Source organism: Alteromonas ulvae (genome assembly GCF_048987005.1).
Taxonomy (GTDB): Bacteria; Pseudomonadota; Gammaproteobacteria; order Enterobacterales; family Alteromonadaceae; genus Alteromonas.
The window spans coordinates 609,324-631,597 of the sequence record NZ_CP185261.1 but is presented as its reverse complement, the minus strand read 5'-3'; the positions used below and the strand labels follow the sequence as shown (position 1 = coordinate 631,597).

At 42.4% G+C, this 22,274-nt stretch carries 26 protein-coding genes; 22 read left to right on the top strand and 4 right to left on the bottom strand.

Going from position 1 to position 22,274, the window contains the following annotated elements:
* Nucleotides 1–181: 181 nt before the first annotated feature.
* The 19 genes from ACOJR9_RS02750 (at nt 182) to ACOJR9_RS02660 (ending at nt 15,353) form a co-directional block, all read left to right on the top strand.
* Nucleotides 182–571: a hypothetical protein gene (locus ACOJR9_RS02750; protein WP_420934882.1), complete on the top strand. Its 390-nt coding sequence runs from the start codon at nt 182–184 to the stop codon at nt 569–571.
* Between the two features lie 133 nt (nt 572–704).
* Entirely contained in the window at nt 705–1,166 is a 462-nt protein-coding gene (locus ACOJR9_RS02745) for a hypothetical protein (RefSeq protein ID WP_420934881.1), read from the top strand.
* A gap of 75 nt (nt 1,167–1,241) precedes the next feature.
* Complete coding sequence (locus ACOJR9_RS02740) at nt 1,242–1,649, top strand: hypothetical protein (RefSeq protein WP_420934880.1); 408 nt, start codon at nt 1,242–1,244, stop codon at nt 1,647–1,649.
* A 962-nt stretch (nt 1,650–2,611) separates the two neighbouring features.
* Complete coding sequence (locus ACOJR9_RS02735; protein WP_420934879.1) at nt 2,612–2,962, top strand: hypothetical protein; 351 nt, start codon at nt 2,612–2,614, stop codon at nt 2,960–2,962.
* Between the two features lie 144 nt (nt 2,963–3,106).
* Entirely contained in the window at nt 3,107–4,066 is a 960-nt protein-coding gene (locus ACOJR9_RS02730; protein WP_420934878.1) for a DUF4350 domain-containing protein, read from the top strand.
* A 492-nt stretch (nt 4,067–4,558) separates the two neighbouring features.
* A complete protein-coding gene (locus ACOJR9_RS02725) occupies nt 4,559–5,002 on the top strand; it encodes a Rid family hydrolase (protein ID WP_420934877.1) in 444 nt (147 codons plus the stop codon).
* 120 nt (nt 5,003–5,122) lie between these two features.
* The gene (locus ACOJR9_RS02720) at nt 5,123–5,509 is read left to right on the top strand and encodes a hypothetical protein (RefSeq protein WP_420934876.1); all 387 of its coding nucleotides are present in this window, start codon (nt 5,123–5,125) and stop codon (nt 5,507–5,509) included.
* A gap of 130 nt (nt 5,510–5,639) precedes the next feature.
* Nucleotides 5,640–6,137, top strand: coding sequence for a hypothetical protein (locus ACOJR9_RS02715; protein ID WP_420934875.1), 498 nt, complete (start codon nt 5,640–5,642; stop codon nt 6,135–6,137).
* A 1,076-nt stretch (nt 6,138–7,213) separates the two neighbouring features.
* Nucleotides 7,214–7,534, top strand: a complete 321-nt coding sequence (locus tag ACOJR9_RS02710; RefSeq protein ID WP_420934874.1) for an SHOCT domain-containing protein — start codon at nt 7,214–7,216, stop codon at nt 7,532–7,534.
* Between the two features lie 153 nt (nt 7,535–7,687).
* Nucleotides 7,688–8,215: a hypothetical protein gene (locus ACOJR9_RS02705; protein ID WP_420934873.1), complete on the top strand. Its 528-nt coding sequence runs from the start codon at nt 7,688–7,690 to the stop codon at nt 8,213–8,215.
* Nucleotides 8,216–8,375: 160 nt separating this feature from the next.
* Nucleotides 8,376–8,669: a hypothetical protein gene (locus ACOJR9_RS02700; protein WP_420934872.1), complete on the top strand. Its 294-nt coding sequence runs from the start codon at nt 8,376–8,378 to the stop codon at nt 8,667–8,669.
* 129 nt (nt 8,670–8,798) lie between these two features.
* Complete coding sequence (locus ACOJR9_RS02695; RefSeq protein WP_420934871.1) at nt 8,799–9,257, top strand: VOC family protein; 459 nt, start codon at nt 8,799–8,801, stop codon at nt 9,255–9,257.
* A gap of 154 nt (nt 9,258–9,411) precedes the next feature.
* A complete protein-coding gene (locus ACOJR9_RS02690) occupies nt 9,412–9,822 on the top strand; it encodes a hypothetical protein (RefSeq protein ID WP_420934870.1) in 411 nt (136 codons plus the stop codon).
* Between the two features lie 73 nt (nt 9,823–9,895).
* On the top strand, nt 9,896–10,945 hold the full coding sequence (locus ACOJR9_RS02685) for an IS110 family transposase (RefSeq protein WP_420934858.1): 1,050 nt from the start codon (nt 9,896–9,898) through the stop codon (nt 10,943–10,945).
* A gap of 258 nt (nt 10,946–11,203) precedes the next feature.
* Nucleotides 11,204–12,735 (top strand): IS3 family transposase gene (locus ACOJR9_RS02680; protein ID WP_420933012.1). Its coding sequence is split into 2 segments (ribosomal slippage): nt 11,204–11,666 and nt 11,666–12,735, totalling 1,533 coding nucleotides; the frame shifts between segments, so codons are not numbered across the junction.
* 40 nt (nt 12,736–12,775) lie between these two features.
* On the top strand, nt 12,776–13,357 hold the full coding sequence (locus ACOJR9_RS02675; protein WP_420934869.1) for a hypothetical protein: 582 nt from the start codon (nt 12,776–12,778) through the stop codon (nt 13,355–13,357).
* An 82-nt stretch (nt 13,358–13,439) separates the two neighbouring features.
* A complete protein-coding gene (locus tag ACOJR9_RS02670; protein ID WP_420934868.1) occupies nt 13,440–13,877 on the top strand; it encodes a hypothetical protein in 438 nt (145 codons plus the stop codon).
* Between the two features lie 143 nt (nt 13,878–14,020).
* Complete coding sequence (locus ACOJR9_RS02665; RefSeq protein ID WP_420934867.1) at nt 14,021–14,320, top strand: hypothetical protein; 300 nt, start codon at nt 14,021–14,023, stop codon at nt 14,318–14,320.
* A gap of 529 nt (nt 14,321–14,849) precedes the next feature.
* The gene (locus tag ACOJR9_RS02660; protein WP_420934866.1) at nt 14,850–15,353 is read left to right on the top strand and encodes a hypothetical protein; all 504 of its coding nucleotides are present in this window, start codon (nt 14,850–14,852) and stop codon (nt 15,351–15,353) included.
* Nucleotides 15,354–15,902: 549 nt separating this feature from the next.
* Here ACOJR9_RS02660 and istB read toward each other — a convergent pair.
* Entirely contained in the window at nt 15,903–16,649 is a 747-nt protein-coding gene (istB, locus tag ACOJR9_RS02655; RefSeq protein ID WP_420933010.1) for an IS21-like element helper ATPase IstB, read from the bottom strand.
* A gap of 8 nt (nt 16,650–16,657) precedes the next feature.
* Nucleotides 16,658–18,196, bottom strand: coding sequence for an IS21 family transposase (gene istA / locus ACOJR9_RS02650; protein WP_420933011.1), 1,539 nt, complete (start codon nt 18,194–18,196; stop codon nt 16,658–16,660).
* A gap of 746 nt (nt 18,197–18,942) precedes the next feature.
* Between istA and ACOJR9_RS02645 the strand changes: the two genes are divergently transcribed.
* Nucleotides 18,943–19,695, top strand: a complete 753-nt coding sequence (locus ACOJR9_RS02645) for a hypothetical protein (RefSeq protein ID WP_420934865.1) — start codon at nt 18,943–18,945, stop codon at nt 19,693–19,695.
* Nucleotides 19,696–19,832: 137 nt separating this feature from the next.
* The gene (locus ACOJR9_RS02640) at nt 19,833–20,447 is read left to right on the top strand and encodes an FMN-binding negative transcriptional regulator (protein WP_420934864.1); all 615 of its coding nucleotides are present in this window, start codon (nt 19,833–19,835) and stop codon (nt 20,445–20,447) included.
* 96 nt (nt 20,448–20,543) lie between these two features.
* On the opposite strand, the gene ACOJR9_RS02635 is transcribed toward ACOJR9_RS02640, so the two are convergent.
* Together ACOJR9_RS02635 and ACOJR9_RS02630 are read right to left on the bottom strand one after the other, a co-directional pair.
* Entirely contained in the window at nt 20,544–20,765 is a 222-nt protein-coding gene (locus ACOJR9_RS02635; RefSeq protein ID WP_012517112.1) for a toxin-antitoxin system HicB family antitoxin, read from the bottom strand.
* Nucleotide 20,766: 1 nt separating this feature from the next.
* A complete protein-coding gene (locus ACOJR9_RS02630) occupies nt 20,767–21,189 on the bottom strand; it encodes a putative toxin-antitoxin system toxin component, PIN family (protein WP_420934863.1) in 423 nt (140 codons plus the stop codon).
* A gap of 589 nt (nt 21,190–21,778) precedes the next feature.
* Between ACOJR9_RS02630 and ACOJR9_RS02625 the strand changes: the two genes are divergently transcribed.
* Nucleotides 21,779–22,222 carry an energy transducer TonB gene (locus ACOJR9_RS02625; protein WP_420934862.1) on the top strand — a complete coding sequence of 148 codons (444 nt, stop codon included), beginning with the start codon at nt 21,779–21,781 and terminating at the stop codon, nt 22,220–22,222.
* The last annotated feature ends 52 nt before the right edge of the window (nt 22,223–22,274 follow it).

The window sequence follows — 22,274 nt, the reverse complement described above, 5'->3', positions numbered from 1 at the left end:
AGTCTAAAAGTTTCTGATTATTTGAAGTAAAAAAGAACTAATAATAATTTTAGAATAAATGCATAACAAGCGCATTAAGAAACGGACGCAAAACACTTGGCTTGTGCTCGTCCCTCGCTAATTTTAGCCAAATATTTATGCGCCGCTTATGCGGGCGTTAGGCATATAAGGATATTTAGGGATGAATAGGATTTTTTGGTTAGCTACTCTTTTAATCGTTATCATGAGTTACATTAGCTCTGAGGGCATTGTGCAATCCTTTAGGGATTTAGTTTTCTTTATTGCACTTACAACTTGGGCGCCTGTCCTTTTTGCTTTTCTTCACAGCGCCCTTGGGAAAAATAAAAATGCGTTTCAATTCATCTTTGCTTCAGCTTTTATTGCCGTCGCAGGTGTCGCGTTTTATTATCTTTCGCTTGCAACACGGCAGGTCATCCAATCAGGTCCATTGGAAACATCGGGTATGCTCTTTGTATTTTTACCCTTCGTCTATATCCAGTACGCGTTTTTCGGTGCATTATTTGGTGGTGCAGTATTTTTGGTTATGCGGTTGTTTGGAAAATATGCCTAACAAGGCGCTCAAGAGGGACACATACATGGCGCGGCTTCGCCATTATAGCGCCATGTATGTGCCCCTTAGCTAAGTGTTATGTGCTAAAAGGGAATTTGAGAACCACTAGATTCTCAATTATGGAAATTTTGAAATGAGAAACCTAATTATACTAAGCTTTTCAATAACCTTATTTCTCTTGGGCTGCAAGGAGGCACCAAATGAAGAAACTTGGCACTGCTTACAAGAAAATCAGATAACCCCAGAATTAATTGCTACACAAAATAGTGTTATTGTTTACTCAACCCCACGAGCCGCCAAGTCCTCGGGCATAGTTACAATTGAAAACACCTTATTAGACAAAAAGTCTGTATTGAAAAGTGATTTAACTTTTAGTCGATCAGACTCAGGTAAAAAAATCAATTTGACGCTTCAAGCAGCAGATTTAGAGATCGTTAAAGACGAGCTAGATCTTTTAGCTGAAGGTCGTGCAAAGGCTCTCTTACCAGAGGTCGGAACTACTATTACTGGTGAAATAATTTATCAGGATAGTGGAATGCGTAGGGTAGAATATGAAAATGGCGAAATACTTGAGTGTACATTGCAGGATGTTTAGAGACGCACATAACAAGTCAATAAACTCGCTCACTGCGTTCGCTGGGACGCATACACGCAGGGCGGCTTCGCCATTATGCCCTACGAGCCTGCGCCCGTTATTGAAAAGTTATATGACAAAGGGACTTTTGTGTTTCCAATCTTCTTTTTAATTTCATTTCTTCTTGGAAATTTCATAGGCTTTCGAATTGTTCTCCGCCTACTCAAAGTGAATGAAAATGTGAACAAGCGTAGTATGCTACTTACTGGTTTGTTTTTAATTACACAGGCTTTTTCAGCTTCAATTGTCTATTTGGCAGATTTAGTAGAGCCAGCTTCTGTTGTAATATCCATATTGCTCTTTTCGTTCATTTTAAAACGCTTTATGGTTTTGAAACTCTGGCAAGTTATATTGATACCCATCGGTGTATCATTACTTTCTGGGTTTATATTGGCTATTTTGCTAATCTCTACAGTGCAATTATGGGGTGGCGCTAGGGTTTAATCAGCATGTCATATAACAACCCAATCAACACACTCACTGCGTTCGCTGGGACGCATACACGCGGGGCGGCTGCGCCATTATGCCCCACATGTCTGCGCCCGTTATTGGAAAGTTAGGTGTCATTTACTTACAGCTTTAAAATGTGGGTTTAACTGTGACATTTCAGCATCAAGGTTGTTTCGCTAGGTTGTCTTTACGGCTTGCTTTTTCAGTAGTTTCAACGGCTTTAACAATGCGCTTTTCATCAACACCGCGACGCCAAAATTCGGCATCACCAGCTTTCTAAACTCGCTCTTTTATCCAGCAATCCCGTTAACATCTGGCTTTTCGCACAGGGTTGTTTTATCTTAAATTCAATAATTTAAAAAAGCTGGCTAATTGGTTAGTGGTGGCAGCAAAGCTGCGTACTTTCCTTTGTACGCCTAACAAAACGCTCAAGCCACTCCCTCCGGTCGCTGGGACGCTAACATGTGGGCTGACTCACTTCGTTCGGATTTTAGCCCACATGCTAGCGCCCCTTAGCTTAAAGTTAGGCGTCATTTACTTACAGCACTAAAAAGTGGGTTCAACCGTGACATTCCAGCATCAAGGTTGTTTCGCTAGGTTGTCTTTACGGCTTACTTTTTCGGTAGTTTAAACGGCTTTAGCAACGGGCTTTTCATCAGCTCAGCAACGCCACCACTCTGCATCTCCAGTTGTTTAAACTCGCTCTTTTTTCCAGCATTACCGTTAACATCTGGCTTTTCGTACAGGGTTGTTTTATCTTAAATTCAATTATTTAAACACGCGGGCTTTTTGGCTAGTGGTGGCAGCAAAGCTGCGTACTTTCAGTTGTATGCCTAACAAAACGCTGTTGGCACTCCCTTCGGTCGCTGGGACGCTAACACGGGGCCGCTTCGCGATTATAGCCCCATGTTAGCGCCCCAAAGCTTAGTGTTATGTGCAGCAGGAGATTTAGCGCAATGAAAAGGAAGTTCTTAGCTTTTATTTTTGTTATTTTCGGTTTTCAACATGCTGCTCTGGCATCAGAAACAGCAACGCAACCAACCATTTCAGAATTAGAGCAAACAATTAGTAACCTTCCGTCGAAAGTGAGAAGTTTGGAATATGCGCAAACCAGTACAGAAACAGCCATTTCAAAGTTACAAAAGGCTATAAATAGTAATGGCCTTGCCATCGTATTTTTTGGTTTCTTCTGTGCATGGTGGGCAAAAACAACTGGGCGCAGTGCTTTGGGGTGGTTTATATTGGGGCTGCTTTTTCACGTTTTTACAGCAATCGCACTTTTAATAAAAACCGAGCGCAGCACATAACAAAAAAATTATGTCGCCCGCAGGCGGGCTGGGACACAAACAAGCAGGCGGCTTCGCCATTGTAGCCTGCCTGTTTGTGCCCCATATTTAAAAGTTAGCATACTTATTGTAGTTTCGGGCTGTAATACTATATGGAAATAATAAATGACATTTTTTAAGGTAAGTTTTCTTGGGGTATTTTTGACTGCGCTGTTAGCTTGTTCCGATAGCCCTCAACAAGCTGATCCAAACTTTATACCTAAAAATACCCACAAAACTTTTTCTCAAAACAATAGCCCTGTTGTATTTGTAGATGAAGCACACAATAATTTCCTAACAGCAAGTGGACGATATAGCCCATTTGTGCAGGTTCTTGAAAGCGATGGTTATACCGTTCGGCCGAATAACAGCCGCTTTTCATTAGCCACACTACATGATGCTGATTTATTGGTTATTGCCAATGCGTTAGATCGGAATAGAAAAGACTGGAATCCACCCTATACCGAAGCATTGAGCAATGAAGAAGTTTTAAGTATTAAAAAGTGGGTCTTGGAAGGTGGAGCGCTATTATTAATCGCAGACCATGCTCCTTTTCCCAGTGTCATTAAAAATTTAGCGGGTGAATTTGGCTTTGAATTTAGTAACGGTCATGTTGGTAATGCGATGTTTCGTGCTAAGGACAAGACGCTCGGTGAACATCCCATTACGTCTAAAGCCCGACAGCAAGAACAAAATTTTTATCTATCTACCGCTGCACCTGAAATGCCAGAAATAACTATGCAACCTAATCGCATAGAGCAGGTTAGAACCTTTGGCGGCTCAGCTTTCAAAACTCCGCCTGAGGCGACTTCACTTTTAAATCTTGGTGAAGGGGCTGTTTCTATTGTTCCTGATGTGCCTTTTCAAGTAAATGCTGATACAGCAAGGGTGCTTGTGCAAGGTTGGAGCCAAGGTGCTGTACTGGAGGTCGGTAAAGGTCGAATAGCTGTATTTGCTGAGGGTATGATGTTTTCATCTCAACTAGATACTAAAACAGGGAAAACATTTGGCTTAGCGTCTAAAGGTGCTGAACAAAATGAAGAGTTTCTATTAAATGTTGTGGGTTGGCTTGCAGGTGCCATTTAACAGTGCGAGTCAAAAAGTATGCTAACAAAGCATTGCACCGGACAAGCCGGTGAATGCGGCGTTAGGCGTCATTTACTTACAGCATTAAAATGTTGGTTCAGTTGTGACATTCCAGCATCAAGGTTATTTCGCTAGGTTGTCTTTACGGCTTACTTTTTTCGGTAGTTTAAACGGCTTTAGCAACGGGCTTTTCATCAACATCGCAACGCCAACATTCTGCATCACCAGCTTTCTAAACTCGCTCTTTTATCCAGCAATGTCGTTAACATCTGGCATTTCGCACAGGGTTGTTTTATCTTAAATTCAATAATTTAAACACGCGGTCTAATTGGCTAGCGGTGGCAGCAAAGCTGCGTACTTTCAGTTGTACGCCTAACAAAACGCTGTTGGCACTCCCTCCGGTCGCTGGGACGCTAACACGGGGCCGCTTCGCGATTATAGCCCCATGTTAGCGCCCCAAAGCTTAGTGTTATGTTTCTAGGGAGAGAACACATGTTTTATAAACAACTTTTAAAGCTCACACTAACATGCACACTAGCTATGGCCTGTTTACCTACCAGTGCAGATAACCAAATTAAAAGAAAGATGTACAACCCTTGGGAAGCAGAAATTGGATATTCTCAAGTTGTCATTGCAGGTAAAAATGTCTATTTATCTGGCATCGCTAGTGATAAAACGACCATGGAAGAACAAGTTAGGGAAATTTATTCTCTAATAGAAAATACATTACGTGACAATGATTTAGGTATGGAGAACATTGTTAAGCAAGTTATATATACAACAGATATTGAAGCGTTCAAAAAATTGGGTAACGTTCGCAAGGAAAAATTCACTAATAACCAATACCCTAGCTCTACATTAGTCGAAGTCAGGCGTCTTTATAGTCCTAGGCATCTAGTAGAAATAGAAGTTATTGCATTCAATGATAAAACATAACAACCCAATTAACACACTCACTTCGTTCGCTGGGACGCTTACACGCGGGGCGGCTGCGCCATTATGCCCCACGTGCCTGCGCCCGTTATTGAAAAGTTATATTTCAAAAGGAGTTGAGTTATGCGGCTTTGTTTTTTAGCTCTCTATTTCTTCTGTTCAGCTGTATTTGCCACTAGCTGTTATATCAGCGAAGAGCAAAGCGCTGAAAATAGCATTAAACATCAGAATAAGGTCGACATCGAGATAACGCTTGTAGACTCTGATTACTCTGTGATGATATCGCTGCCTGCTCAAATAGATAACCTTTCATTTCAAGGTGTCTTCCTAGTCGCTGATGACCTAGAAAATCCAACTTTTTTCACTCAGCTTCAACCTTTCGAAGAAAATGGCAGAAACGTAGCCTGGTACACAATAAATGCTGGTTTAATTCGTCGTCATTTTATCGTGGCCAGCTTCGGTGAGTGTGGTATAGATGTGTTCAAGGAAGTTTTATACCATGAAATATAACAAACAAATTATGGCACTCGCTGTCGCTCGCTGGGACGCAAACAAGTGCGCGGCTTCGCCATTATTGCACACGTGTTTGCGCCCCATATTTGGAAGTTAGCAGCCAGGTTAGGAGTTTGAGTTATATACGATGTTAGAACCATCAAGTAGTACCTACTTCGTAAGTAACGTGGAGTCCATAAGCGCTAGTTTCAATTCAATTGGCTTAGTAATCGCTGGCGCAGTCCTTGTTGCGATTTTTAAATTGACGCCTCTGCTACAGTCGCTCTCAACTCTAATCAAGTTAAAGCCTAAACACATCGTAGTTATTGCGTTTAGCATATTTATAATTGCTTTTGCCACAGAACTTTTCAACGGTTTGGGAATTCATCGCGTCCAAAATGCTATTTTGACTAACCAGCCCCAAATCGTATCAGGGTGTATAACCGAACATAAAATAGTACAGGGTAATAGCAGGGAAGAAATGTTCGTTGTTTCAGATGTAAAATTCAAATATAACGATTACGCTACTGAAAAATACTTTTTTGCCAATCGGAATCGCGACACATTCATTAAAAACGGACAGTGTGTGACTATTGTTTTCCTGCCTAAACAGGAAAACGGAATTTTAAAAATCGACAAGGTTTGAGTTACATTGGCTGCTAACAAACAACTGTTGGCGCTCACTGCGTTCGCTGGGACACAAACACATGGGCTCCCTCGCTTCGCTCGTTATTTTAGCCCATGTATTTGTGCCCCAAAGTTGGGCGTTATGTGACTTGAAGCTCATGCAAAATGTAAAAATTGAAGAGGATTTAAGACAACTTGTAAAAGACGCTAGGTGGGCTATTTGGGCATTTGTCGTCTTAAATGCTTTTGTCTTGGTTTTTTTCCTTGTTGATGGGTTGTACAACGAATTCGTTTTCGTTCTATTGTTTATCCAAGCATTCTTAGTTTTATTCTGGTTGGGGCCTGTTTTTCTGTATCAGGTGTTCATTAAAAAGGTACGGTTAAAATACGCGGTTTATAGAGCCTTGGCATCGTACAAAGAAGCGTTGGCTCACTTTTCTTGGTAGCGGCACATAACAAACAAATTATGTCACTCGCTGCCGCTCGCTGGGACGCACACACGCAGGCGGCTTCGCCATTTTCGCCTGCGCGTCCGCGCCCCATGTTTGGAAGTTATATGACAAAGGGACTTTTGTGTTTCCAATCTTCTTTTTAATTTCATTTCTTCTTGGAAATTTCATAGGCTTTCGAATTGTTCTCCGCCTACTCAAAGTGAATGAAAATGTGAACAAGCGTAGTATGCTACTTACTGGTTTGTTTTTAATTACACAGGCTTTTTCAGCTTCAATTGTCTATTTGGCAGATTTAGTAGAGCCAGCTTCTGTTGTAATATCCATATTGCTCTTTTCGTTCATTTTAAAACGCTTTATGGTTTTGAAACTCTGGCAAGTTATATTGATACCCATCGGTGTATCATTACTTTCTGGGTTTATATTGGCTATTTTGCTAATCTCTACAGTGCAATTATGGGGTGGCGCTAGGGTTTAATCAGCATGTCATATAACAACCCAATCAACACACTCACTGCGTTCGCTGGGACGCATACACGCGGGGCGGCTGCGCCATTATGCCCCACATGTCTGCGCCCGTTATTGGAAAGTTAGGTGCTCAGGCGTACAGAGTTTGACTAATAACAATTTTTAAAAGGAGTTTATTATGGGTGGCATAAGCATTTGGCAAATTTTGATATTGTTGGTGTTATTACCAGTTCTATTTCTACCTTCAATTATCGCGTTAAGTAAAAATCATCCTTATAAGATACCAATAATTCTTATTAATATTTTTGGCTCTGTTTTATGGGGACTTGGTTGGTTTATCGCATTGGCTTGGTGCTTTATATTGCCCGGCGGTAAATCATCAATACACAGAGATAATTCATCTAGTTCAGCCGACGAAATTCGAAAGTTGCATGAGTTAAAAGAACAAGGTGTCATTACTCAAGAAGAGTTTGAAAACAAAAAAGCAGCACTTCTTTAAAATGACCGCACATAACAAAACGCTGTTGGCACTCCCTTCGGTCGCTGGGACGCTAACACGGGGCCGCTTCGCGATTATAGCCCCATGTTAGCGCCCCAAAGCTTAGTGTTAGGAGCACGATGACGCATATGCCGTTTATAGAGTGATTTGTATATGGATGTGAATACTGTCTTTCTTTTATCGCCTGAAAGTATTTATTTAGAGGCTAGTAAAATTCCTTTAGGAATCGCTGTCATAATTCTAGGGCTTTACTTGATTATTCGTTTGAAATGCAGGATGAATAGTCCTATACAACCCATTAATTCTTCGGATACCAACCAAGTTGCAGATTCAACGATTAAAAAATATTCTTCAGCTCTTTTGGGATTATTCTCTTTAATAATTTTTTCTTATTCATATCACGCATATCAGCTTGCTAGCACTGAAATAGATAATTTAGAACGGAATTGGGCGACTTCATCTACTGTAGCAGGGCAATTCAAGAACCTACATAATTACGATGAAGATTGGGACTATGTTAGTTTTGAAATCAATGAACTAAAATTTGATTATCGCATTGAGAATTTAAATCTATTTGATTTTGACCGTAATCAAAAAGAATTAGAGCAATATGAAAATAAAACGGTCGAGATTGTATACAGTAACGATATGAGGATTTTGAAATTTTCATATATACGTTAAAAGCTCAAGCGAGTAAGAGGTTAGAGGGTTAGTGAATAGTGCTCCTAACAATCGCATTAAAACTCGCTGCGCTCGCGTGGACATCTACTTGCGGGCTGGCGCTTCGCGCAAGTTTAGCCCACAAGCAGCTGCCCTTTATGCGGGGCGTTAGGTGACCAGTGTGATTGAACATACCGCTTCGTTAGTCATTCTTTATCTTGGAGCGCTGTTTATTTTTGTTGGGGTTGTTTCCGCAATATTTAACCAGCTTTCTTTTTGGGCGCACCGAGAGCAGTACAGTAATGACAAGTTTGTAGCGGGAATTACATTTTCTTTTTTGCCTGTTTTGTTTCCCCAATTTAACGATAAAAACCTTCAAAAATCAGCCCTGTTTCGCGCTAAGCTTTTTATCTATTGCGTGCCTGTTGGCTTGCTAGCTGTTATTTTAACTTTAGTATTTGAGGGCGTTTTATAGGCATGTCACCTAACAAAAAAATTAAGTCACTCACTGCGTTCGCTGGGACGCATACATGCGAGGTGGCTTCGCCATTATGCCCCACATGCCTGCGCCCCTTATTTAAAAGTTATGTGCCAAGGAAATTTTATGGATAAAGGATTTAAAGCATTGGTGTATGCAACTATATTTTTTGCGACACTCTTTTCTAATGCCACTCAAAGTCAGGATGTAAAAATGTCAGGCCCAGCCCAAAATGGCGTGCTTATCTACTCAAGTAACTTGTCCCACCTCGCAGAATTCTATGAACAACTATTTGGTATGCGTGTTACCAAAGAAACCAAAGATTTTATCAGCTTAGATAAAGATGGCTTTAACGTCATTATCCATGTCCCACCTTTCGATACACCCAAAGATTCTTTCAGCCCAATTAAGCTATTCTTATCCGTCAAAAATATGGAAGCTACAAGAGAAAAAGCAGTTAACTTAGGCGGCAATGCATTCGATGGCGAATGGGCAAATCCAATTTTCAAAGTGTCTAACATTGCAGACAGAGAGGGTAATCATATACAGATTAGGGAATTCAAAAATACCAACAATGACTCATAGGTAGTTTTGTGGTTAAGGCACATAACAAGCAAATTATGGCACTCGCTGCCGCTCGCTGGGACGCAAACACGTGCGCGGCTTCGCCATTATTGCACACGTGTTTGCGCCCCATATTTGGAAGTTATGTTTCTTTTCAATTAACCAAGGCTCTTGAATGAACTCATTTTTAGTTTCGAATAAGCCAATAATTTATGCAGACATGAATGTATTTCGGTACTTGGCTTGTGGAGACATTTCTATTCTGGAACCAGAAAGATTCAGATGGGTTTACTCTCATGTTCATCTTGATGAAATCCATCGGAATGGAAACCAAGATGCACTCAAAGGGATGGTATTGCTGAAAGCAGCTGAGATATGTGATGTTCTGAATCAAAACTTTCAATCTGAAGGTAATATTGTAATAAGGGATTACATAGATCCTTATTCGAGATATGAGCAACACCTAGAGGCAATTGCTGGTTATGAAGGGGTGGCAGATCACATGGTGGAGCACCTCATACGTTCTTTTGGAGCAGATAACTTTAAAGAGCTAAGTAAAACTCCAGAGCCCCCTGTGTCAGGATAGATAATTGGACTCCCCTTTTATGAAGCTGTGAGTTATTTTACTCACGTCTAAGGTACTTATTTGGAGTCAAATTGTGAAAAATGCAATCGTAGGTGTAGATTTAGCTAAAAATGTGATTCAGGTTTGTGTTTATTCAAACCAAAAAGTGCGCTCTAACAAAGAGATGACAACGAACGAATTTACAGAATGGCTCGCCAATTCAACGCCTGTCGTAATTGTATTCGAAGCATGTGGTACATCAAATTACTGGAAACAAAAAGCAGGTTCACTAGGGCATGACGCTCGCCTTATATCACCTACTTTAGTTAAATCGGTTCGGCAGAATCAAAAAACAGACAAAAATGATGCGTTAGCGATCGTACAAGCATCCTTGTTACCTGATGTCACTTTTATCGCTGGTAAGTCTATTGAACAGCAACAATTGCAATCAATGATGCGTCTTCGAGAGTTATGTGTAAAACAAAAAACAGCCTCATACAATCAACTAATCGCTCTTTTGTCAGAATTTAATATTAAAGTCTCAAATAGAAATGGGGGCTTAAAAGGAACAATTGAAACTGTATTAGAAGATGCCGAGAATGGCTTTTCAGCTGAATTTAGGCAAGCCTTACATATGGCTTGGGAGCAATACTCGTCAATCGTTCAATCTATTGGTGTATATGATTCCTGTCTTGAAAATGCGCTTGAAAGTCACAGTGATTGTAAAAAACTACTACAGCTAGAGGGTGTTGGTCCTCTTAATGCCATCAATTTGTACATCGCATTAGGTTGTGCAGAACTAGGTGTATTTAAGAAAGGAAAAGATGCTGCTGCATGTATTGGTTTAACACCGATACAGCATTCATCTGGAGGCAAAGCTAAATTTGGCACTATAGGTAAGTATGTCAAAAATGGCTTGCTCAGGAGCCAACTTATTACTGGCGCTCTATCTGCTGTTAGTATTGCTATGAAGAAAGAGCCAAGAACAAAAAAAGACCTTTGGATAAGGGCGTTAGTCGAACGCAGAGGGAAAAAATGTGCATCAGTAGCATTGGCCAATAAAACAGTTAGAACTGCGTATGCTATGTTAACTAAAGGTACGGAATACGAAGCAGAGTTATTGCCGGATCCAGCAAGAGTTTAAGCAATAAAATGCAAAAATATTGATTTAAAATCAGCTAACTAATGCAGTGTGACAATGAGAGTTTTAGACTCGCAGGATAGGTTTGTAAGTTAGCCCGCGTAAATATCATAGAGTCGAGTTAGCTACTCAATATGAGCTCGTACATAAGTGCGCATTTAATTCTTTAGATTTGTTTTTATTGTTGACATCGGGGAGTCCACATAAGTTGTCGCCTCAGTAATTATAATAATAGAACAGGGAGCGGTAAGTTAGTTATGAGTGAAGCATTATCCAGAAGACCATAAGAAAGCCGTCATTAGAAAGCTTGTTGAAAGTGGCTTATCATTACGCCAATTCGCAAAGCTAGAAAGTATCAACTTATCTACTTTGTATTCATGGCGAGATAAGTATTTAAAAGCAGGTTCTAGTTTGGCAGATAGCAATAGTTCAGATGGTTGGTCACCAGAGCAAAAGTTCTCAATTGTTTTAGAAACGGCTTCATTAAGCGAAATAGAGTTAAGTGAGTATTGCCGTGAAAAAGGGCTTTACCCTGAGCAAGTTAAAGAATGGAAGCAAAGCTGCATTGCAGGCAATCAAACTAAAGCCCTGCAACGCAAGCAATTAACCCAAGAGCGAAAGGAAGATCGTAAGCGAATTAAAGAGTTAGAAAGGGAGCTAAAGCGCAAAGATGCGGCGCTTGCTGAAACAGCAGCCTTATTGGTGCTGAGAAAAAAGTTAAATGCCTACTGGGGGGAAGACGAGGACAATTAACCTCACTCGCAGATAGGCAGTATTACGCATCTCTGATTGATGAAGCAGTCTCCTCCGGTGCAAGAAAAGAGAAAGCCTGTGAAGAAGTTGGTATGTCTGTACGCACATTACAACGCTGGCAGGAAAGTGGTGAAATCAGCGGTGATAAAAGGCCAGTAGCTGTTAGGCCAGCGCCGAGCAATAAGCTCACAGAGGAAGAGCAGCAAGCGATATTAGCGACCTGTAACCAAGACGAATACGCTAATTTAGGGCCAAGCCAGATAGTGCCAATGCTGGCAGATAACGGGCAATACCTAGCGTCTGAATCGAGCTTTTATCGTGTGTTGAAAGCCAATGACCAGCTAACCCATCGAGGAAAAGCAAAACCCAAAGGTAGCCGAGCTAAACCTAAGGGGTACACAGCAACAGCGCCAAACCAAGTGTGGACTTGGGATATCAGTTACTGTCCGTCAACGGTCATTGGTCGGTTCTTTTATCTCTACATGATAATCGACATCTTCAGCCGTAAGATTGTTGGTTGGGAAGTTCATGAAAGCGAGTCTGGTGAACATGCAGCTGAATTGCTTGAGCGTACTCTCTGGGCTGAAAAATGTGTAAAACAAAACGTGGTATTGCACTCAGATAACGGCAGCCCGATGAAGTGCCTGACGATGCAGGCCAAAATGATTGATATGGGCGTAATAGGCTCTCGTAGCCGCCCCGGTGTAAGTAATGACAACCCGTACTCAGAATCATTATTCCGCACGGTCAAATACAGTCACCGCTGGCCAAGCGAAGGTTTTGAAAGCCTTGAAGATGCAAGAGCTTGGGTGAAAGGCTTCGCGCAATGGTACAACAACGAGCACAGGCATAGTCGCATCAAGTTCGTGACACCAGCGCAACGCCATAATGGTGAAGATAAAGGAATATTGGCAAAGCGCCATGAGCTATATAGTAAAGCGAAAGAGCAGAACCCCAACCGTTGGTCAAAGGGTATCAGAAACTGGGATGAAATCGGTGATGTGGGGTTAAACCCAGAGAACAAAAAAGAAGCAGCTTAACAGCTTAGGCGACAACTACCTTGAAAAACGCCGAGAGCAAATGCGAAATGAAATAGAACGAATAACTAGCATTATTCCTGACAAAAGACGTGAAGATTTAGTCGAGAAAGCATCAAAAGTATCCAGAGAAATGGAAGTAACAATTGAAAAGCACCTAAAGAATAAGATGCCAATTGATAAAACAAGAAGCGCATTAGGCGTTTCAAGTGAAGCTCGTAAAGCTATCGAGAAGTCTGAATCCGCAATTGATGAAGTTTGGGAATTGATTTCACCTTCAATACCAAATATCACAAAAGATCAGTTCTTTGGCTTTGAGTCAATTCCGGGTATTGAGGGAGTTCAGCTCACTCAGCACGGTGCAATTTCTGGGGCATACATTGTGCTCAATATGTTAGGCATAAGCCCTGACAAAGGTCTTGCGAAAAGAGACAAGATTAAGAATATAATTTCAGATGGGCAGCACGCTGGAATGGCATCTTATTGTAATGCTTTAGTTTCTGCTGACAGAGGAATAATTAATAAATCATCGTGTATATTTTCGTATCTGAATAATATTACCAATGCTTTGCATTTTGAGTACCAAAAGGGTTACCAGCTTAGCCTTGGCGTAAGCAAAACATAACAAGCGCATGTTGCCGGACTGGTTTTCCGCTGCGCTCCAAACCAGCCGCAAATGCGGGTGTTATGTGCCAAAAGGAATTTGAATGCACAAGAATAATCAACTAATAATCGCTGGCAGTTTAAGTATCCTGGCTGCATTACTTCATATTAGTTGTATTTTCGGCGGTCCTGATTGGTATCTTTTTTTTGGTGCTGGTCAACGTATGGCTCAACTCGCTGCCCAGGGCGACCCGTACCCCACGATTGCAACTTTGGTAATTGCTTCAATTCTTACCGGCTGGGGCTTATACGCATTTTCTGGTGCAGGTATCATCATCAAATTACCACTACTAAAAGCCTGTTTAGCTTTAATTACTGCCATTTACTTGTTGCGTGGTATCGCAGGCTTAGTTGGGCCATTTCTAACTTCAGACCCTGTGGTGCACCAAAATTCAATAACCTTTTGGTTAGTCAGCTCAATTATATGCTGTATTTATGGTACGTTTTATTTATTGGGCACAGTAAAGTTATGGCGGCAGTAGAAAGTGCGCTGGCACATAACAAAAAAATTAAGTTCGCCCGCTGCGCGGGCTGGGACGCTAACATGTGGGCTGCTCACTTCGTTCGGATTTTAGCCCACATGTCCGCGCCCCTTATTTAAAAGTTATGTTCACAAGGATGTTTTATGAGAGGCTCTAAGTTTTTATTAATAGTTTTAAGCCTTTTAGCTCTTCCACTATTTTTATTTGCCACATACTCAATATACGACTATTTAGCGTTCCCTGAAGCGGACTTACGGCATGAGAATCTGTACATTGTTGCTTTCATGGTTTTATATGGTCTGTTTCTGTTTATCCCATATAGCATCGCAATGGTTGTTGGCTGGCATGTAAACACGCTCAAACTAAAGTTAATATCAGCTTTGCCTTTCATTTTGTTGTTATTTTGTGCAGTATTTGCCGAATTAGAAGGGGTGCCATGGTAAGTAAACATAACAAAACGCTGTTGACACTCCCTTCGGTCGTTGGGACGCAAACACGGGGCCGCTTCGCGATTATAGCCCCGTGCCTGCGCCCCAAAGCTTAGTGTTAGGCGTCATTTACTTACAGCATAAAAATGTGGGTTCAGCCGTGACATTCCAGCGCCAAGGTTGTTTCGCTAGGTTGTCTTTACGGCTTGCTTTTTCGGTAGTTCCATCGGCTTTAGCAACGCCCTTTTCATCAACATCGCAACGCCAACATTCTGCATCATCAGCTTTCTAAACTCGTTCTTTTATCCAGCAATGTCGTTAACATCTGGCTTTTCGCACAGGGTTGTTTTATCTTAAATTCAATAATTTAAATACGCGGTCTATTTGGCTAGTGGTGGCAGCAAAGCTGCGTACTTTCAGTTGTACGCCTAACAAAACGCTCAAGCCACTCCCTTCGGTCGCTGGGACGCTAACATGTGGGCTGACTCACTTCGTTCGGATTTTAGCCCACATGCTAGCGCCCCTTAGCTTAAAGTTATGTGACATGAGAATATTTACCTCAGTTATACTCAGTATTTTATTGCTAGCTGCTGTTGGAGTTTTCTTGGGAATCGCAATCGACGATAGTCAGTCGAAACTGCAACAGCAGGCGCTATTATCTAACGTCGAATTTGGGACTGCACCAGAACAAGTGACAACAGAACAGCAATGTGAAACCCTGACGCAGCAGGTAAGAGAAGAACTTTTCAATAATTTCAAAGAGTACAAACGTTGTATTTCAGATCAAGACTGCGGCCTATTCGACTACAGCGACTACAAATGCCCTTTGGTGATCCGAAAGGAAATGACTCAAAACTTAAAAAATGTATTAGACAGGCAATTGTCGAAATCTTGTTTAAAACATTCAGTTAAAGATGGTTGTTGGGTATCTGAGTTCCAGTGTAAGCAATATAGATGCGTTGCTACAAATACTATGGCTGGCAGAGGCGTTCCTCCGCCACCACGAAAGCAAGAACTACCACCAAGCTCAGTTAAAGATGAATTTTAGATTTGCGGAACTGTCACATAACAAAGCACTAAAGATCGTTCGCGCTGCTCACTGGGACAATTACTCGCTGGCGGCTTCGCCATTTTCGCCAACAAGTAATTGCCCCTTAGTTTAGTGTTAGGTGTCATTTACTTACAGCTTTAAAATGTGGGTTTAACTGTGACATTTCAGCATCAAGGTTGTTTCGCTAGGTTGTCTTTACGGCTTGCTTTTTCAGTAGTTTCAACGGCTTTAACAATGCGCTTTTCATCAACACCGCGACGCCAAAATTCGGCATCACCAGCTTTCTAAACTCGCTCTTTTATCCAGCAATCCCGTTAACATCTGGCTTTTCGCACAGGGTTGTTTTATCTTAAATTCAATAATTTAAAAAAGCTGGCTAATTGGTTAGTGGTGGCAGCAAAGCTGCGTACTTTCCTTTGTACGCCTAACAAAACGCTCAAGCCACTCCCTCCGGTCGCTGGGACGCTTGCGTATTTCGGTGAATCCGATCGGTCGTTTCGGTTTTATCCGATCACTTTTTCTTCTTCTTTTTCGTCCTTGCCAGTTTTACCTTAAGTGATCGGATTGGTCTAGTTTTCTCATCGATTCGCCAGCCAGTTCAATTCGATGACTATTGTGCAGTAAACGGTCGAGTAACGCATCTGCCACGGTGGGGTTACTGATGAGTTTGTACCATTCGGTAACTGGCAACTGACTAGCGATAATGGTGCTGGTGTTTTGATACCGTTCTTCCATCACGTCAAGTAAATCATTGGCCTGTCTTGCACTCAGCTTTTCCATTCCCCAGTCATCTAGGATGAGCAGCTTTTTCTTAGCGAGTTGTGCAAGCTGTTGTCGGTAACTTCCATCGGCGTGGCCGATATTCAGCTCATCTAGAAGCTGGCCGAGCCGGTAATATCGTACTGTATGATGCTGTTCACAGGCTTGTCTGGCTAATGCGCAAGCGAAGTACGTTTTACCGCACCCCGTTGCACCAGTAACGATAATGTTATGGGCGTGATGTAAGTATTGGCCGCTCAACAGTGTGGCGACTTTATCTTTGCGTAGACCGCGCTCTGCACGGTATTCCAATCGGCTGGCGTGAGCCTCTAAGCGCAAGGTTGCCTGACGCAGTAAACGCTTCACTTTGCTGCTTTGGCGACAGTGGATTTCGTGCTGTGCCAGTAATCCTAAGCGTTCTTCGAAGCTCATCTCGTCGTAGGTTGTCGCTTGGCTTTGTTGTTGCAGTAACGCTTGAGCGAAGTGTCCAAGCCGTAAGCTACGCAGTTGCTCTTGTAATTGAGATTGTGTCATGGGTTGTCCTATTGATAGTAATGTTGGCCGCGGATATTGTGGTGGGTTACAGGTTGCTCATCGTGTTCGACAGCGGTGCTCGGTACGCTTTCTTGGTGATGTTTGAGTAAGTTCATCACAACGCTTCTGTGAGGGCGTTCTAGCAGTAACGCCTTTTGACAAGCGGCTTCAAGCCGCGCGGCACCATGCTGATTAGTGAGATTTAGAATGGCTAGGCAGCTTTTAATCGCTTGCTCTGGATGTTGACGGCTATGGATGTGCCACTGCACCACACCGCGCGTACCTACACCAATATTCTCCGCCCAGTGCAATAAGCGTTCAGCGCTGAAGCGCTGTTTTACATGGCTATCGGGCATGTGTTCTTTTTGCGTTGAGAAGCCGCCGTCTTTTGCTGATTTAGCGTGCTGTGTCACCAGTTGATTTTGGTGATAGATGCTGACCACACTGCCACTTGCCTCGATGGTCACCGTGTTGCCTACTAAGGTGTGCGGTACAGAGTAAGCGTGTTTTTGGTACAACACATGGTAATCAGGCCCCACCTTCGCCCGTTTACTGTCGATATACTCATACGTGGTGCCAGGCAATGGCATTAACGCGGGTTTGTCGAGCAGTTCAAACTGCTCTCGGCGAGAGCCTGGATGTAAGCGCTGCGGCCGATTATTTAACTCTTCCATTAACACTTTGATACGTGCGTTAAGGCCCGCTAAGGTGTAAAAGCACTCCCGTCGCAATCGCATTAGTATCCAGCGTTCAACAATCAGTACCGCATTTTCTGCTTTGGCTTTATCCTTCGGTTTGTAAGGGCGTGCAGGCACAATGGCACAGCCGTAATGCCGCGCCATTTTGGCGTAGTTTTCATTCAGCGTGGGCGCGTAACGGTGGGCTTTGGTAACGGCTGATTTCAGGTTATCCGGCACAAGTAAACGGGGGACACCGCCAAGATAGCGGAACGTTCTCACATGCGCCATTATCCAATCTTCCTCACGCTGAGAGCGGCCCGCTTCAACATACGTGTAGTTGGTCGCGCCCAAGGTCGCAACAAAGATTTGTGCATGATAACGCACTTCACCTGTATCGGGATTAACGATAGGGACCGTCGGCCCGCAGTAGTCAATAAACAACTTATCGCCTGCGATGTGGTGCTGGCGCATACTACGCTTCTGCTTTTTAAGCCACCGCTGATAATGCTCGCAGAACTGCGTGTAACCATAAGCTGACGCACTATCTTCGGCGCAATACTCTTCCCACAGCAACAGCTTAGTCATGCCTTTGCGCTTCAACTCTTGCTGCATAAGCATAAAATCAGGCAGCCGTTTCTGGCGCTGAGCTGGGCCAGTGCTATATAACTGAGCTTCGAGTGTTTTATCGTTGAGCGCTTCGGGCAACGGCCACGATAAATCACTGGATTTAAAGCGTGAGAGTATTTCACTCACGGTTGAAGGGCCGAGACTCAAACATTGGCCGATGTCTCGATGGCTTAATCCTACTTCGAATTTGAGACGCAGGACGTCTTTAATCTTTCTCATATCGGTTCTCTTTCTCGCCATGGCAGCTCGTTCCTTCAATCAAGTAATGAAGTTGAGCTTACCAATTGATTTAGTGAGAAAAAGAAGAAGATTTCGGGATTCCGATCAGTGATTTCGGAAAAACGTCATTTTTGATCGGATAACACCGAAATAGGCGATCGGGTTAGACCGAAATCAGTGATCGGATTGAACCGAAATGAGTGATCGGAATGGGCCGGAACATGCAACGCTAACATGTGGGCTGACTCACTTCGTTCGGATTTTAGCCCACATGCTAGCGCCCCTTAGCTTAAAGTTAGGCGTCATTTACTTACAGCATAAAAATGTGGGTTTAACTGTGACATTTCAGCATCAAGGTTGTTTCATTAGGTTGTCTTTACGGCTTGCTTTCTCAGTAGTTTCAACGGCTTTAGCAACGGGCTTTTCATCAACTCAGCAACGCCAGCATTCTGCATCTCCAGTTGTTTAAACTCGCTCTTTTTTCCAGCATTACCGTTAACATCTGGCTTTTCGCACAGGGTTGTTTTATCTTAAATTCAATAATTTAAACAAGCTGGCTAATCGGCTAGTGGTGGCAGCAAAGCTGCGTACTTTCAGTTGTACGCCTAACAAAATGCTCAAACCACTCCCTTCGGTCGCTGGGACGCTAACATGTGGGCTGACTCACTTCGTTCGGATTTTAGCCCACATGCTAGCGCCCCTTAGCTTAAAGTTATGCGCCCATTTGACATACCTTGCATTTATAGAATTTAAAGGAACCGTAAGACATGGAGTCAGTTATAATCAACAGTAACTCAACTGAAAGCAGAACTGCGGACAATAAGTTTTTTGGTCTATTTGCATTTTTTATTACTTTCATAGTATTTAGTGGCTTTGCTCTAAATTGGCTATCTAATCCGAGTAATATAAATAGAGTTACCTTTTGGACTGGATTACACGGCGCTTTCAGTGCTGCGTGGTATTTATTACTTCTTAGTCAAATAAAATTAGCGAGCAAAGGTAGCTATTCGGCTCATAAAACCTTTGGAAAGCTTAGCGTTATTCTAGTGCTTGGAATCTTGGTAACTGGGTCAATAATGGTATACGAGTTTTATCATCGTTTAGCAGGCTTTGGTGTATTCAACCCAGAAGATGCACAAGCCAGACTAAGGGCAGGCAGTTTTCTAGGTGGAGTTTTTTTACAGTGGCTAATTTTCTTAGTACTTTACGTTCTAGGAGTTTTAAATATAAAAAAACCAGCCCACCATAAAAGATTTATGATCGCAGCAGCAATTCAAATGATGCCAGAAGGATTGAATCGCGTTACACACTTGCTATCAATACCGGGCTACTCAATGTTTATATTCATGTTTTCAGTCTACATAATTCTCATGCTCTATGACTGGAAAGTACACGGCCGTTTATACGTCAGTACAGTATTATCATTGGTTTTATTTAGCGTTTTAGTTCTTGCCATGCACACTATTTTCAAATGGCAAGCTTGGGGGGACTGGTCAGTAAAAATGATCAGTAATATTTAACATTGGCGCATAACAAGTCAATCAACGCACTCACTTCGTTCGCTGGGACGCTTACACGTGGGGCGGCTTCGCCATTATGCCCCACATGTCTGCGCCCGTTATTGAAAAGTTAGCTTCCATTAGCATTAAGGACTTGAATGTACACCCCAAAAAACATGGAAATGCCAGATATTCATTCAATTAGCGCGTTTATATCGGAGTTTGGTTTTGGTACGTTAATCACTCAAGATTTGGAGGCAACGCGCCTTCCTCTAATTTTTGATACCTCAGAAAATGAAAGTGGCTGCATAATTGGGCACATGGCTCGAGCTAACCCACAATGGAAAGATTTATCCGGAAAAAAAGTATCTGTTCTATTTAATGGGCCGCATTCATATATTTCCCCTACTTGGTATTCTTCAAAACCAGCGGTTCCAACATGGAACTACGCGTCAGTGCATTGTTTTGGAATATTTCATGAACTGGATGCAACTGAAACGCTAAGGGCAATAAACTCATTGGTTCATAAGTACGAGCCTGAGATATTAGATAGCTCAGAACTCATGCCGCAAGAATATATTCAAAGATTATTAAAGGCAGTGGTTGGATTCAAAGTAGTTGTAACCGAAATTTACGGAAAAGAAAAACTGGGTCAGCACAAGAAAAGCGAAGATCAAGTTGGCGTTTATAAAGCATTACTTGGTAGCCAAAACAACGATTCAGTTCAGCTCGCAAATTATATGAAACAGCGAGGAGTAGGCCATGGCAGCTAACGATACGCTGTTGCCGCTTACTTCGTTCGCTGGGACGCCTATACGTGGGGCGGCTTCGCCATTATGCCCCACGCATCTGCGCCCCAAAGCTTAGCGTTAGCTGCCAAAGTGTGAATCAAGCTTATCTAGAAGTTCCAAACCTTTCTTTTTGTCTCCAGTAGCAGCAATCGCCTTAAATCTTACCTCAGTATCAAATTCAGCTATCGCTTGCGTAGACAATTCTTCTATCAATTTATTTAAGCTCAACTTTTTATGCGCTGCCAAAGCCTTCAATCGATTATGCTTATCGTCTGGTAGACGTACAGTTAAAGTGGACATATTAAACTCCTCTCAAATAATCTTCAGGCGCTAACACTTTCAAACCATCAAATTGTAATTCCGCATTTTTCAGGTCTTTTAGGTTATTCGTAATAATGCTCTCGGCATTTCCTGCCAATGCAAGCTCTATAAGAAAGTTATCGCCTTCATCTTTTAAATTTGGCCGCCACAAATAATGTATCTGAACCCATACGCAAACACTAAAAAATGCTGCTAGCAACTCGCTCACTTCGTCCTCGGTAAGCGGGCACAATTCTTTAATTTTGTCTCGCTTGCTTACTGCTTCGTACTCCAAGAATAAGGTCGTGCTAATCAGCGGCTTTAAATCCCCCAACAAGCATTGCCTTATCACTTCTCGGGCTGGCCCTGTTTTGCCAATCAGGGCGCTAATAAGTACACTGGTGTCAATAACTACTTTATTCATGGTTTATATGCTAGCGTATATGCTATCATTTTTCAATTTAACAATGGCAGCTAACAACCCAATTAACACACTCACTGCGTTCGCTGGGACGCATACACGCGGGGCGGCTTCGCCATTATGCCCCACATGTCTGCGCCCGTTATTGGAAAGTTAGGCGTCATTTACTTACAGCATTAAAAAGTAGGTTCAGCCGTGACATTAAAGCATCAAGTCTGTTTCGCCAGGTTGTCTTTACGGCTTACTTTTGCGGTAGTTCCAACGACTTTAGCAACGCGCTTTTCATCAACACCGCAAAGCCAACATTCTGCATCACCAGCTTTCTAAACTCGCTCTTTTATCCAGCAATATCCTTTACATCTGGCATTTCGCACAGGGTTGTTTTATCTTAAATTCAATAATTTAAACACGCGGTCTATTTGGCTAGTGGTGGCAGCAAAGCTGCGTACTTTCAGTTGTACGCCTAACAAAACGCTCAAGCCACTCCCTTCGGTCGCTGGGACGCTAACACATGGGCTGCGTCACTTCGTTCCTAATTTTAGCCCATGTGTTATCGCCCCTTAGTGGGAAGTTAGAACTTACAAGGATGAATATGAAAAGAATACTTTTTTTAACTACCGCTACGATATTTTTAGCATCATGTGCGACCTATGAAGCACCCACTTTAAGCACTTCAAAAACCCTAGATTTCACTCATAGCAAAGTAGCGGCGGAAGAATATTGGATACCCGCAAAATTAGTATCGCCTAAATATCCAGTATCAATCGCTAAAAATAGAGTTGCTGGGTGCTCCCGCTTCAAAATATCAATCAATAGTGACGGTAAGACTGTAAACGCAGAATTAATCGAAGCTTATCCAACAGATGCGTTTATTGCTCCATCTGTTGCCGCGGTTAAGAAGTGGGTTTGGAAACCCACCAGTAAAAATAAAGAGAGGATAGAAATAACTAGAATGGTTCAACTAGATTTCTATATCCCTGATGCTAAAAATTATGCTCAAGCAAAAGGGTATTGCGCTGTAGGAACTCAGTTCTAACAAACCAATAAACTCTCTCACTTCGTTCGCTGGGACGCATACACGCAGGGCG